The organism is Streptomyces sp. NBC_00414 (genome assembly GCF_036038375.1).
In the GTDB taxonomy this organism is placed as follows: Bacteria; Actinomycetota; Actinomycetes; order Streptomycetales; family Streptomycetaceae; genus Streptomyces.
This window is the reverse complement of the sequence record NZ_CP107935.1, coordinates 2,487,648-2,500,845: the sequence shown is the minus strand read 5'-3', so window position 1 is coordinate 2,500,845 and position 13,198 is coordinate 2,487,648. Positions and strand designations below refer to the sequence as shown.

At 71.9% G+C, this 13,198-nt stretch carries 11 protein-coding genes; 7 read left to right on the top strand and 4 right to left on the bottom strand.

Features of this window, described 5'->3' with window-relative positions; genetic code table 11:
• Positions 1-142: 142 nt before the first annotated feature.
• The 3 genes from OHS59_RS10695 (at position 143) to OHS59_RS10685 (ending at position 2,629) form a co-directional block, all read left to right on the top strand.
• Positions 143-787, top strand: a complete 645-nt coding sequence (locus OHS59_RS10695) for a hypothetical protein (RefSeq protein ID WP_328493153.1) — start codon at positions 143-145, stop codon at positions 785-787.
• Between the two features lie 121 nt (positions 788-908).
• Positions 909-1,460 carry a hypothetical protein gene (locus OHS59_RS10690; RefSeq protein ID WP_328493152.1) on the top strand — a complete coding sequence of 184 codons (552 nt, stop codon included), beginning with the start codon at positions 909-911 and terminating at the stop codon, positions 1,458-1,460.
• Between the two features lie 755 nt (positions 1,461-2,215).
• Complete coding sequence (locus OHS59_RS10685) at positions 2,216-2,629, top strand: ATP-binding protein (RefSeq protein ID WP_443061623.1); 414 nt, start codon at positions 2,216-2,218, stop codon at positions 2,627-2,629.
• Positions 2,630-2,680: 51 nt separating this feature from the next.
• On the opposite strand, the gene OHS59_RS10680 is transcribed toward OHS59_RS10685, so the two are convergent.
• A complete protein-coding gene (locus OHS59_RS10680; RefSeq protein ID WP_328493151.1) occupies positions 2,681-3,712 on the bottom strand; it encodes a DUF2637 domain-containing protein in 1,032 nt (343 codons plus the stop codon).
• A gap of 344 nt (positions 3,713-4,056) precedes the next feature.
• Positions 4,057-4,941, bottom strand: a complete 885-nt coding sequence (locus tag OHS59_RS10675; protein ID WP_328493150.1) for a (2Fe-2S)-binding protein — start codon at positions 4,939-4,941, stop codon at positions 4,057-4,059.
• 306 nt (positions 4,942-5,247) lie between these two features.
• Between OHS59_RS10675 and OHS59_RS10670 the strand changes: the two genes are divergently transcribed.
• The gene (locus OHS59_RS10670; protein ID WP_443061420.1) at positions 5,248-6,120 is read left to right on the top strand and encodes a GntR family transcriptional regulator; all 873 of its coding nucleotides are present in this window, start codon (positions 5,248-5,250) and stop codon (positions 6,118-6,120) included.
• A gap of 80 nt (positions 6,121-6,200) precedes the next feature.
• Here the strand turns inward: OHS59_RS10670 and OHS59_RS10665 are convergent, their stop codons facing one another.
• Together OHS59_RS10665 and OHS59_RS10660 are read right to left on the bottom strand one after the other, a co-directional pair.
• Positions 6,201-6,974, bottom strand: a complete 774-nt coding sequence (locus OHS59_RS10665; RefSeq protein WP_328493149.1) for a hypothetical protein — start codon at positions 6,972-6,974, stop codon at positions 6,201-6,203.
• Positions 6,975-7,164: 190 nt separating this feature from the next.
• The gene (locus OHS59_RS10660; protein WP_328493148.1) at positions 7,165-8,904 is read right to left on the bottom strand and encodes a PucR family transcriptional regulator; all 1,740 of its coding nucleotides are present in this window, start codon (positions 8,902-8,904) and stop codon (positions 7,165-7,167) included.
• Positions 8,905-9,245: 341 nt separating this feature from the next.
• On the opposite strand from OHS59_RS10660, the gene OHS59_RS10655 reads away from it, so the two are divergent.
• From OHS59_RS10655 to OHS59_RS10645, 3 genes are read left to right on the top strand one after another with little or no spacing between them, the layout of a single operon-like run.
• Entirely contained in the window at positions 9,246-10,136 is an 891-nt protein-coding gene (locus tag OHS59_RS10655; RefSeq protein ID WP_328493147.1) for an FAD binding domain-containing protein, read from the top strand.
• A complete protein-coding gene (locus OHS59_RS10650; RefSeq protein WP_328493146.1) occupies positions 10,136-10,732 on the top strand; it encodes a (2Fe-2S)-binding protein in 597 nt (198 codons plus the stop codon). Before OHS59_RS10655 ends, OHS59_RS10650 begins: the two co-directional genes overlap by 1 nt.
• Positions 10,733-10,734: 2 nt before the next feature.
• Positions 10,735-13,158: a xanthine dehydrogenase family protein molybdopterin-binding subunit gene (locus OHS59_RS10645; RefSeq protein WP_328493145.1), complete on the top strand. Its 2,424-nt coding sequence runs from the start codon at positions 10,735-10,737 to the stop codon at positions 13,156-13,158.
• Positions 13,159-13,198 lie beyond the last annotated feature (40 nt).

Genomic DNA, 13,198 nt, shown 5'->3' with positions numbered 1-13,198 from the left:
CCAGCCGGCGGCAGCCCGTGACGGGCTTCGCGACGACACCCACCACGTGTGCAGGCGGTTCGCCCCGCACGCGGATCGGCCTGCACGCAGACAGCGCACGCACTCGGACAGTGCACGCACTCAGAACACAGGGGGACACCCAATGACCAAGCGCGATCGAGGTATGGCGTTCACCGCACTCGCCGCGGCGGCCCTCGCCGTCGGCACGGTGCTCGCCGGCCCGGCCGGTGCCGTGGTGAACACCTCGGCACCCGTCTCGGTGGCGGCGAGCGGCACGCCCAGGTTCCTGTCGGCCTCGCAGCTGCCCCCGCACCCCTCGTCCGCCTGGACGGCGGGCAAGGTCACGCCGGGCGTTCCCGACGAGCTGGTGTTCTGCCTGGAGGACGTGCTGCCGGGCTACGACTCCTCGTACCGCGACTTCCGGACCGATCTGGAGACCAACGCCCAGCAGCTCACCTTCGTCGTCGGCAGCAACGCGAAGGCCGATGCCCTCGCGAAGCGGCTGAACAAGGAGATCAGGGCCTGCGCGGCCAAGGCCGAGCAGGCCGACCCGGAGGTCGACGCCACGCTGAAGGACTACGGCAAGCTGCCGGTCGAGGAGGGCGCCCATGTCTACGGGGTGCACACCGACACCTCGTGGGGCGCCACCGACATCAACCTCTACTCGGTCGGCAGGGACGGCCGGGCCGTCACCGTCGTGAAGTGGGGGCAGATGGGCGACTTCTCCGACGCCCCGGTGAAGGCCTTCAAGAAGACGACGACCACCGCGGTCGACAAGCTCCGCTGACCCACCCGAGAACCGGGGCCGCCCTCACGCGACGGGGGTCGAGAGGGCGGCCCCAATCGGTGCGACCGACCATCGCACCGGCACGACCGACGAGCATCACGAAAACGGGGAGTACAGACCGATGAACAGCACGACCACCAGCACCGCCAACGGCGCCAGCACCGGCGCCGACACCGGGGCAGCGGACAGCACCACCGCACGCAGGCGGGGCCGTCGTGCCGCTCTGATCGCCGGTCTCGTCGTCGCGACCGCCCTGCCGCTCGGCATCACCGCGTCGGCCGAGGCGACGGCGGGGGTCACCGCGTTCCGGTCGGTCAGCGGACAGCCGTCGAACTCGGTGACCCGGATCACCGACTTCTACGGCGCGTACATCGACGCGCAGAGCGGCCCGGGCGAGGGCGGAGACCTGGTCACCGAGCTCCGGAAGTACTACGTGCACGCCGACTACCTCAAGGAGCTTGAGGCCTGGGAGGACGAGAACCACGCGGACGGTGTCCTGCGGGCCCAGAACGTGCCGGCGAAGTGGACGGTCACCGACAACGGCACGGCGGACCACACGGAAGCGGTCGTGACACTGACCTGGGGCGACAGGACCAAGACCACGATCATCGTCGACATGAACCGTGACCACGAGATCATCCACATCGGGGACAAGGGAATCGGCGGCAAGTAGCCGGCCCCGTACGGGCGGACAGGGGCGGCGGGGCTGAGACAGCCCCGCCGCCCCTACCCCGTCCCTGGCCCGGCGGACTCAGCCCTCCAGGCGGTCCTCGACCGACTTGCGTACGGTCGGCGCGACAGGCGGGTGTCGGCAGATGGACCGAGCTCCGGCGGCCACTCCGCCAGCCCGGGACATCGGCCGGGAGCGGCGTGCGCCCGCCTGGTACGCCACTGCCCTGCGCGGCAGATGGACCGGGTCGCCTCCCTCACGACGGCAGGGCCTTCCGCCCCCGGGGCGCGGCCGTCCGACGAGGCCGTCGGGCGGAGCCGTGGCGCGTGTCCGACGGCCCGCCCGCTCCGCAGCACCCGCCGGCCAAGCGGAACCCCCGCGTCACCAGTGCGTTCTCCGGTCGTCCGGGCAGGACGGTACGGAACATACCGCGCGGCACCGGCCCACCGACGGACGCCGTACGGCCCCCACCCGCCGTTCGTCGTAGCCGGCGGGACTTTCCCGGCGGCCTCACCGGGATGGCTCCTCGCCGGACGGACCGCTTCCTGCAGGGGTCAACGACCCACGTACGGAAAGCGGTTGAAGAATCGACATGACTGCCGGGATTCCGGGCGGGGCATGCATTCCGTGAACGTGTTCGAGCAGGAGGGGTACCAAGAGCGGCGGGGGTCATGAAGAGGTATGCACGAGGAGGCGGTCCCGTCTTATCCGGGGCCTTCTCGGCGGAGACGGCGAATACGGCCACGACCGTGGAGGACATGGCGGAGATCGCGCTCGATCAGCAAGGTCTGCCGCACATCAGGCGCAGGCTCGGGCGCTGCGACCTCCGGGCCGTGCCCGAGGTCCGCCGGGCGCTGCGGGAACTGCTCGCCCACTGGGGAAGGCCCGGCAGGTCCGAGACCGCAGAACTGCTCACCAGTGAGATCGTGACCAACGCGCTCGTGCACACCGATCAGGAGGCGCTGCTGACGGCGACCGTCGGTCCGCGCGGACTCCGGGTGGAGGTGCGGGACTTCGAGGGGCGCAGGCCGAGGCTCCGTGTTCCGAACGCCGACGACGGTACGCACGGCAGGGGGCTGATCCTGGTGCAGTCGCTCGCCGACGCGTGGGGCGTGCGCCTGCACGGGGTGGGGAAGGCGGTGTGGTTCGAACTGGATGGGGGCGCGGCATGAGATGCCGCGCCCCCATCCGGAGTCGAGGCCGCCCGGGGCCTCGGGTCCCGGTCAGCCGAACTGCTGCTCCAGGTCCTTCAGCTTGCGCTCAAGGGAGTCGAGGCGAGGGAGGGCCATTGTGTCGTCCTCCGCGGTGAGATCGACTGTCCCCGAATCCCCGCTTCGACGGACCGGCTGCAACGAGGGTCGGGCGCGTGAAGGTAGTTCCGGCGTTGATATGGCAGGCTCCGAGGCGACCTGGGTGGCCGGTTGGGCCGCCTGGAGTTCCGCCTGACGTCCGCCGCGGCCGAGCGCTCCGCGGTGGCCACGGGTGATCGCCTTGATACGGGCACGGTCCAGCTTCTCCTGGTCGCGCCGGCGCAGGCGGTTCTGCTCCTTCTCCCGCTTGTCCTCGCGTACTTCCTCGACGGCCTCGTCCAGGCTGCGCACGTTCTCAAGCAGCATCAGCGACCAGGCGCCGTACGTCTCACGAGGGGCACGCAGCCACCGTACGATCCGGATCTGTGGCAGCGGCCGGGGCACCAGGCCCTGCTCACGCAGAGCGGCGCGACGGGTCTGCTTCAGCGCGCGGTCGAAGAGAACGGCGGCCGACAGGGACATGCCGGCGAAGAAGTGCGGGGCACCCGCGTGGTCGAGGCCCCTGGGGGCGTGCACCCAGTTGAACCAGGCCGCGGCGGCCGCGAACGTCCACACGAGTATCCGGGAGCCGAGTGCCGCGTCGCCGTGGCTGGCCTCGCGTACCGCGAGCACGGAGCAGAACATGGCCGCGCCGTCCAGGCCGAACGGCACCAGGTACTGCCAGCCGCCGGACAGGTTCAGATTCTGCTCGCCGAAGCCGACCAGGCCGTGGAAGGAGAGTGCGGCGGCGACCGCGGCGCAGCAGAACAGCAGTACGTAGGAGGCGGTGCCGTAGATGGCCTCCTTGCGCCTGCGGCGTTCTTCCGTGCGCTCCCACGAGTCTTCGGCGTGGGTCTTCTCCCCGGCGCGCTTGCCACGCGCGAGCACCGCAACCGCCGCCAGCAGGCCCAGGAGCAGCACGGCGCCGGGTAGCAGCCAGTTCAGCGATATGTCGGTCAGTCTCATCTGGGGTCCCTTGCATTGGGATAGGGCGTAACGCCCGTCATAGTGGCCCAATCCCGCGGGTCCTCAGGGGGTTTCGGGGCAAGAGGCCGCCAAGAGAGTGCAAGGGGATGCGCGTGGGCGGCATTTTCCTCGAACTGCCGCTTGAGGAGCGGGAGTTGAGTTCGAGTTAGATTACCCGTACGGGTGGTTCCACGGAAAGTTCCTGCGCCGAGTGAGGATATTGTGAACCAGCCGTAACCTCAGCGTCCGCGTCCATGGCCGGGGCTCGGCCGGGACACGGCCAAAACACCCGGGTCCACGCCGAGTTGATCTTACCGGATGCGGAGGGTGCGCGAACGCGCGGCTCAGCCCGCCGCCTCGGCCGCCTGGGCCGTCAGCTTCGCGAAGCGCTCGGCCTCGGTGTTCCGGGGGCAGTTGGCGCAGGTGTCCTCGGGGTCGAGGGTGTAGTAGAAGCAGCAGCTGGCCCGGTCCCGGGTGGGCAGGCACTCGCCGTTCGAACCGGTCACCTCACGGAAGCCGGCCGTGCCGACGTACGGCTTGGTGGTGCCGGGGAACAGCCGCTCCAGCTCCCGTGTCGCGCGCTCCTGCTCACCGAGGAGACCGGCGACGTAATGGAGACTCTCGACGACCTCGTCCGTGGCCATGGCCCACAGGGCGCGGCCCCGGCGCCGCATGCGCGGGCCGAAACCGCCCAGGACCGGCTCCAGGTGTTCGGCGACCGCGGCCCGTACCTCCGCGCGCAGGGCCTCTTCGTCCCGAACGACACGGGCGCCGGGCAGCGAGGCCGCCGGGTCGTCCGGCAGGCAGGCGAACCCGCCCACGCGCACCGCGATACGGCCGGGCATGCGCTGGAAGGTGACGTCCTCCACGGGGAAGCGGGGGACGCGGCGCAGCACGAACCACGGAACGGTGATCAGCAGACAGGCCGGCCAGGCGTACCGGTGCAGGCCGAAGCTGGCGATGACGTCCGGGCGGGCCCGCAGTCCGTGGTCGGCCAGCACCTGCTCGTCGTCCCATGCGAGGTAGGAGTCGAACTCCGCCCCCGCCTCCGCGAGCCTCGCGACGGAGATCCGCCCGTCGCCCGTCGGGGCGGGTTCGCCCGGGGCGAGTTCCGTCACTCCCAGGGCCGGGAACACCTCGGTCATCCGCGCGTACGCCTCGGTGAGGGCCGAGCGGGCCGGGTACGCGCCGGTACCGGGCGCGGTCATGGCCGGGGCGGGAGCGGACATGCAAGGACCCCGTTCCTCGATCTTCGACAGGTAAGGCTTACCTTACCCGATAGGGTCGAGGTTTACCCTGTTCTGTCGGGGTCACGACTGCCCCGTCCGACATCCCCGTCACCAGCGCCCACCCCGGAGGAGGCTCCCGTGGAGAAGGCCGGTTCGCGCGAGGCGTACGGCTCTGCCGACTCAGCCGGTTCTGCCGGTTCTGCCGGAGATCCTTCCGAGGCGCGCCCCGCACAGGTCCGTCCCGCAGCGGTCCGTTCCGCAGGGGTCCGCCCGGCGGAAGCCCGTCCCGCGACGGGTGCCGTACGGGTGCCTCAGCAGGCTCGGTCGGAGGGCGCGGGCGGTGTGCGGCCGGCTCCGGTGGGTTCCGCCGCCCCCGTCGAACACGCGACCCGTGTCGAACACGCGGTCCGCGGTGAGCACACCCACAGTGAGGCGCCGATTCCCCAGCCCCGCGTGACACGGGACGGTGTCCGGGATCTGCGGGCCCCGGGCGACCTCGACCGGCCGGACGCCGTGTCCGCCGCCGGGCCCGCCTTCGCCGCAGCGGCGCCCCGGCCCGTGATCCAGCGGGCCTCCGTCCGCGGTCAGGTCCTCGACGCGCTGCGGTCCGCCCTCGTCGCCGGTGACCTCGCTCCCGGTGAGGTGTACTCCGCCCCGGTGCTGGGCGAGCGCTTCGGCGTCTCGGCGACCCCCGTGCGCGAGGCCATGCAGCAACTCGCGAGCGAGGGCGCCGTCGAGGTCGTGCCGAACCGCGGCTTCCGGGTCATCCGGCGCGGGGCCCGGGAACTGGCCGAGCTGGCCGAGATACGGGCCCTCGTCGAGATGCCGGTGATGCTGCGGCTGACCCGGACGGTGGCCGCGCCCTGCTGGGCGGAGTTGCGTCCGCTCGTCGATGCGACGGTGACCGCGGCGGCCGGCGGCGATCACGCGCGCTACGCCGAGTCCGACCGTGTCCTCCATGCGGCGATGCTCGCCCTCTCGGGCAACCGTCAGCTGGTGCAGCTCGCGGACGACCTCCACCGGCGGGCCCAGTGGCCCATGGCCGGTGCCCCCGCCCGGCGTCCGCGCGCCGATCTCGTGGCCGACGCCGCCCAGCACACGGCCATCCTCGACGCGTTGACCGCCGCGGACGTCCGGGCCGCGCAGGCCCTGATACGGGACCACTTCGACGGCGCGTAGCCGGTCACGGCGCGTCGCCCTCACCGATGCGTGGGCGGGGTACGGCGCGCCCTTCCGGGAAACCGGCACGGCCGTGAGCGTCAGGCCGTTGCCGCCGGTGGTGTCAGCTGGTCCGCCAGCCAGGTGGGGACGCCTCCGAGGAGGCGGAACAGGCGGCCCGCTTCCGCTCGTAGGCGGGATGCCTCCGGGTCGGTCTCCGCGTCGGCGAGGGACGCCAGGGCCGGGGCCGTACCGACGAGGTAGCCCAACTCCTCGCGGATCCGCAGGGATTCGGCGAAGCCGTGCCGGGCCTCCGCCAACTCGCCCTCGCGCAGCGCGAGTCCCGCGAGGTGGCGCCAGGTGAACGAGAGGAGCAGCGGGTCGTCGTTCGCGGTGGCACCGGCATGCGCGCGGCGGTAGGCGGCACGCGCGGACTGCGGGGAATGCGCGAGGTTCTCCGCGAGCAGACCGCGCCGGAAGTCGAGCAGCGCCCGCCCCTTGGCACCCGGCGCGATCAGGGCCGCCGCCCGGCCGAGCGCGGCCCGTGCCTCGTCGGCGCGGTCACGCACCGCGAGCAGCGTGGACGCGTACGCGAGCTGTCCGCGCTCGCACGCGGCGGCGCCCCGCTCGTCGTCGCTCTGGGCCAGCGCCTCCGCCGTACGCAGCGCGTCCTCCGCCTCCGCCCAGCCCTGCTCGGTGTAGAGGCAGCGTTCGACGAGGAGCGAGGCCCGTTGGAGAGCCGCCGAGGCCGTGTGTGGTTCGAGGAGAGCGGCCGCGTCGGCCCAGCAGGCGCGCGAACGCAACCGCCATACCGCGGTCTGGAGTGGATCGTCCCCTGCAGTCGTTCCGTAACCAGACATGGCGGGATGCGCCACGTTGCCCTCCCCGAGCACGCCATTGAGCTGTTGAGTGGTGGCGGCATCTCAGCACGAATCAGCGCGCCCGGCCAAGGGGGTAGGTGAAGGATTTCACAAAGTCGTGGGACAGAGCAGACACTTGGTGCCGACCTCGCGCTCCCGGCCGCCCCCGGGCGACGGGAGCCGCACCGCCCGCAGCGCTGTGACCTCAGCTCATCCGCAAGGCGAGGAAGAAGTCCAGCTTGTCCTCGAGCCGGGAAAGATCTCGGCCCGTCAACTGCTCGATACGCCCGACCCGATAGCGCAGTGTGTTGACGTGCAGATGCAGCCGGGCCGCACAGCGAGTCCAGGAGCCGTCGCAGTCGAGGAACGCCTCCAGGGTCGGAATCAGCTCGGCGCGGTGCCGGCGGTCGTAGTCGCGGAGCGGATCCAGCAGCCGGGCCGTGAAGGCTCGACGCACGTCGTCCGGCACGAACGGCAGCAGCAGCACATGGGACGCCAGCTCCTGGTGGCCCGCCGCGCACACCCGTCCTGGCCTGGCCGCGGCCACCCGGCGCGCGTGCCGGGCCTCCTCCAGGGCGCCGCGCAGGCCCTCCGCCGAGTGCACGGCCGCGCTGACGCCGAGCGTGAGCCGCCCGTCGCCGTCGAGCCCGGCCGACAGCGGATCCCGTACGGCCGCCAGGATCACGTCGGCGAGCAGCCCCGTCTCCGAGCCGTCGTGCTCCGAGGAGACGGCCGGCAGCGGTACGAGCGCGACGGCTTCGTCACCCGTGTGGGCGACCGCGATCCGGTCGGACGGCTCGGGCCCCGACGACAGCGGGTCGACGAGGATCTCCTCCAGCAGCGCCTGCGCAACCGGACCGCCCGCCGGTCCTCCCGACAGCCCTTCGGCACGTCTTCCGCTGCCGGTTTCGGCCGGGGAACCCACGGGCCCGCCCTTGGCCTCGTCCCATTCGACGCGGGCGACCACGATCTGCCAGTGCGGGGCCGCGCCGAGTCCCGGCAGCAGCACGGGCGCCGCGACCCGCAGCCGCGCCGCGATCTCGGCGGGCGCGGCACCGGTCTGCACCAGCTCCAGGATCTCCTGCGCGAGTCTGCGCCGCACGGTGCGCGCCGCGTCCCGGCGGTCCCGCTCCACGGCGATCAGCTGGGTCACGCCCTCCAGCAGGTCGAGTCGCTCCGCCGGCCAGTCCCCGGCGTCCGCCTCGACCGCGAGCAGCCAGTCCGAGAGCACCGTCTCCCGTACGTCGCGCGCCCCCGCCGCACCGCGTGGGCCGCCGCGGACCGGGAACAGCGAGTACGTGGCCGGGCCCACCGTCACCCGGTACGGGCCGCGGCGGCCCGAGCGGACCGCCGCCAGGTGTTCGCCGGCCAGCGCGGCGCACACCCCCGCGGGCAGCTCGCTCTCCGCGAGGTGCGAGCCCGCGATGAGGCGTCCGGCGGGGGAGAGCACCCAGGCCCGCAGGTCCAGGTCGGAACCGAGCAGGTCCAGGACGACGTCCGGGCCGCCGCCCGCCGGGCCGGAGGTCATCATCCGGCGGTGCCGGTCCACCACGGCCGCCAGGTCCCCGGCGCGCTCGCCCGACACCTGCCGTACGACGTGCTCGGTGATCGTCGCGAAGGCCACCGACTCGTTGACCGCGAACAGCGGCAGCCGGTGCTGCGCGCAGGCCGCCACCAGGTCGTCCGGGATCGCGCCCAGCTCGGCCTCGCCCGCGGCCAGCGCCGTGACCCCGGCGCCCGCGAGGATCCGTACGAAGGGCTCGGAGTCGGGCGCGCCGCGGCGCCAGGCCAGCCCGGTGAGCACCAGCTCACCGCCCGACAGGTAGCGGCTCGGGTCCCGCAGGTCCGTGGTCATCACGCCACGCACCGTGCGGTCCAGCTCGTCCTGGCCGCCGAGCAGCCGCAGGCCCAGCGCGTCCGTGTCCAGCAGTGCGCGCAGCCGCATCTCGTCGCCGCCGTTCTGTCTCGAAATCTACGATGGATGGTGAGGAACCGATGGTCGGGGAGAGGTGGGGACCGACTCGGGCCGGGGCCCGGCGCTCGCATGGCTGCGTCTGGCGTTTCCGGAGAAAGGCCAAGAGGTTACCGATGACCTCCGTTCATACGAATCTACAAGATGCGCGCCCTGGCCAGCCAACTCCTTCATGGTTTCGGTGACTGACCCCGTTGGTGGAACGGGCTGTGTACTGGCTCCCATCCACGTGAACAACTCATGAACGAGCCCGGGCCGCCGCACACGATCTGGCTTGATCAGCACCATCAACGAGACGAAGAAGAGAGCCGGTCATGGACTTCCTTCGCCCCGCCAGCTGGGAGGAGGCGCTCGCCGCCAAGGCAGCGCATCCCACAGCTGTGCCGATTGCGGGTGGCACCGACGTGATGGTCGAGATCAACTTCGACCACCGCCGGCCCGAGTACCTGCTGGACCTGAACCGAATCGGCGAGCTGGGTGACTGGGAGGTCGGCGAGGAGTCGGTCCGCCTGGGCGCCTCGGTCCCGTACACGGCGATCATGGACAACCTGCGCGGCGAGCTGCCCGGCCTGGCCCTGGCCTCCCACACCGTGGCCTCCCCGCAGATCCGCAACCGCGGCGGGGTCGGCGGCAACCTCGGCACCGCCTCCCCGGCCGGTGACGCCCACCCCGCCCTCCTCGCGGCGGGCGCCGAGGTCGAGGCCGAGTCCGTACGCGGCACCCGGCTGATCCCGATCGACGCCTTCTACACCGGGGTGAAGCGCAACGCGCTCGCTCCCGACGAGCTCATCCGGGCCGTCCACGTCAAGAAGGCGGACGGCCCGCAGCAGTACTCGAAGGTCGGCACCCGCAACGCCATGGTGATCGCGGTCTGCGCCTTCGGCCTCGCCCTGCACCCCGAGACCCGCACGGTCCGCACCGGCATCGGCTCGGCCGCGCCCACGCCCGTACGGGCCAAGGCGGCAGAGGAGTTCCTGAACGCGGCGCTCGACGAGGGCGGCTTCTGGGACAACGGAAAGATCATCACCCCGTCGGTGGCCAAGCAGTTCGCCGAGCTGTGCTCCGGCGCCTGCAACCCCATCGACGACGTCCGGGGCACGGCGAGCTACCGCCGCCACGCGGTCGGCATCATGGCCCGCCGCACGCTGACCTGGACCTGGGAGTCGTACCGCGGCACCGCCGCCGCCACGGAGGGAGTCGCGTAATGCGTGTCAGTTTCACGGTCAACGGCCGTCCGCAGGAAGCCGACGACGTGTGGGAGGGCGAGTCCCTGCTGTACGTGCTGCGCGAGCGCATGGGCCTTCCCGGCTCCAAGAACGCCTGTGAGCAGGGCGAGTGCGGCTCCTGCACGGTCCGCCTCGACAACGTTCCGGTGTGTTCGTGTCTGGTCGCCGCCGGACAGGTCGAGGGCCGCGACGTCGTCACGGTCGAGGGCCTCGCGGACTTCGCCAAACAGCGCGCGGAGCAAGGGGGTTGTGCCTCGGCGGCCCCGGGAGCCTGCGGTACGCCGCTGGACTCCGCCAAGCGGTGGGAGGCCAGGCCCGCCGCCGACTCGCAGACCGGTGAGGGCGCCGAACTCGCCCCGATCCAGCAGGCGTTCATCGACGCCGGAGCCGTCCAGTGCGGCTTCTGCACCCCCGGTCTGCTGGTCGCGGCCGACGAGATGCTGGAGCGCAACCCGACCCCGACCGACGCGGACATCCGCGAGGCGCTCTCGGGCAACCTCTGCCGCTGCACCGGCTACGAGAAGATCATGGACGCGGTCCGCCTGGCGGCCGCCCGTCAGGGAGAGGCGGTCTGACGATGACTACCGGCATCCCTCCCCGCACCACGCGCAACGCCGCGCCCCTCGGCACTCCCACCGAGGTCACCCAGGGTTCGCGGACCAAGGGCGGCATCGGCGAGTCCACGCTCCGCCCGGACGGCACCCTCAAGGTCACCGGAGAGTTCGCCTACTCGTCCGACATGTGGCACGAGGACATGCTGTGGGGCCAGATCCTGCGCTCCACGGTCGCGCACGCCGAGATCCTCTCCATCGACACCGGCGAGGCCCTCGCGACGCCCGGCGTGTACGCCGTCATGACGTACCACGACCTGCCGACCGCCGTGAAGAACTACGGCCTGGAGATCCAGGACACCCCGGTACTGGCCCACGGCCGCGTACGCCACCACGGCGAGCCCGTCGCGATCGTGGCCGCCGACCACCCCGAGACGGCCCGCCGCGCCGCCGCCAAGATCAAGGTGGAGTACAAGGAGCTGCCCGTCGTCACGGACGAGGCCTCGGCCACCGCGCCGGACGCCCCGCTGATCCACGAGAACCGCGACGACCACCACATCGGGCACGTCTCGCACCCGAACATCGTCCACCGCCAGCCGATCGTCCGCGGTGACGTCGGGGCGGCCCGCGAGCGCGCCGACTTCGTAGTCGAGGGCGAGTACACCTTCGGCATGCAGGACCAGGCGTTCCTCGGCCCCGAGTCGGGCCTCGCCGTGCCCGCCGAGGACGGCGGCGTGGACCTCTACGTCGCCACCCAGTGGCTGCACTCCGACCTGCGCCAGATCGCCCCGGTCCTCGGGCTGCCCGAGGACAAGATCCGGATGACGCTCTCCGGCGTCGGCGGCGCGTTCGGCGGCCGCGAGGACCTGTCGATGCAGATCCACGCCTGCCTGCTCGCGCTCCGCACGGGCAAGCCCGTCAAGATCGTCTACAACCGATTCGAGTCCTTCTTCGGTCACGTCCACCGCCACCCCGCGAAGCTCCACTACGAGCACGGGGCGACGAAGGACGGCAGGCTGACCCACATGAAGTGCCGGATCGTCCTGGACGGCGGCGCGTACGCCTCCGCCTCCCCGGCGGTCGTCGGCAACGCGGCATCCCTGGCGGTCGGCCCGTACGTCCTCGAAGACGTCGACATCGAGGCCGTCGCGCTCTACTCCAACAACCCGCCCTGCGGCGCCATGCGAGGTTTCGGCGCGGTCCAGGCGTGCTTCGCCTACGAGGCGCAGATGGACAAGCTCGCCGACGAGGTGGGCATGGACCGGGTGGAGTTCAGGCAGCTCAACGCGATGTCGCAGGGCACGCTGATGCCCACAGGCCAGCCGGTCGACTCGCCCGCGCCGGTCGCCGAACTCCTGCGCCGCGTCAAGGCGATGCCGATGCCGCCGGAGCAGCAGTGGCTCGCGGCCGGCGAGGCGGCGGACGTCCGCCAGCTGCCCGGCGGCCTCTCCAACACCACCCACGGCGAGAGCGTCGTACGCGGTGTCGGCTACGCGGTCGGCATCAAGAACGTCGGCTTCTCCGAAGGCTTCGACGACTACTCCACCGCCAAGGTCCGGATGGAGGTCGTCGGCGGCGAACCCGTCGCGACCGTCCACACCGCGATGGCGGAGGTCGGCCAGGGCGGTGTCACCGTCCACGCGCAGATCGCCCGCACGGAACTGGGCGTCGCCCAGGTGACCATCCAGCCTGCCGACACCCAGGTGGGGTCCGCCGGTTCGACCTCGGCGTCCCGTCAGACGTACGTCACCGGCGGCGCCGTGAAGAACGCCTGCGAACTGGTCCGCGAGAAGGTCCTGGACATCGGCCGCCGCAAGTTCGGTACGTACCACCCGGCTTGGGCCACCGCCGAACTCCTCCTGGAGGGCGGCAAGGTCGTCACCGACGGCGGCGAGGTGCTGGCGGACCTCGTGGACGTACTGGAGGACGCGTCCGTCGAGGTCGAGGAGGAGTGGCGGCACCGGCCGACCGAGGCCTTCGACCTGCGCACCGGGCAGGGCCACGGACACGTCCAGTACTCGTTCGCCGCACACCGCGCGGTCGTCGAGGTGGACACCGAACTCGGCCTGGTGAAGGTCATCGAACTGGCCTGCGCGCAGGACGTCGGCAAGGCGCTCAACCCGCTGTCCGTCATCGGCCAGATCCAGGGCGGCACCACCCAGGGCCTGGGCATCGCGGTGATGGAGGAGATCATCGTCGACCCCGTGACGGCGAAGGTCAGGAACCCGTCCTTCACCGACTACCTCATCCCCACGATCCTCGACACGCCGACCATCCCCGTCGACGTGCTCGAACTCGCCGACGACCACGCGCCGTACGGGCTCCGCGGCATCGGCGAGGCCCCGACCCTGTCGTCGACTCCGGCCGTCCTTGCGGCGATCCGCAACGCGACGGGCCTGGAACTCAACAGGACGCCCGTCCGGCCGGAGCATCTGACCGGTACGGCGTAGCCGCCGCACCGACGGTCACCCCGGTACCGGTTGCCGCTCA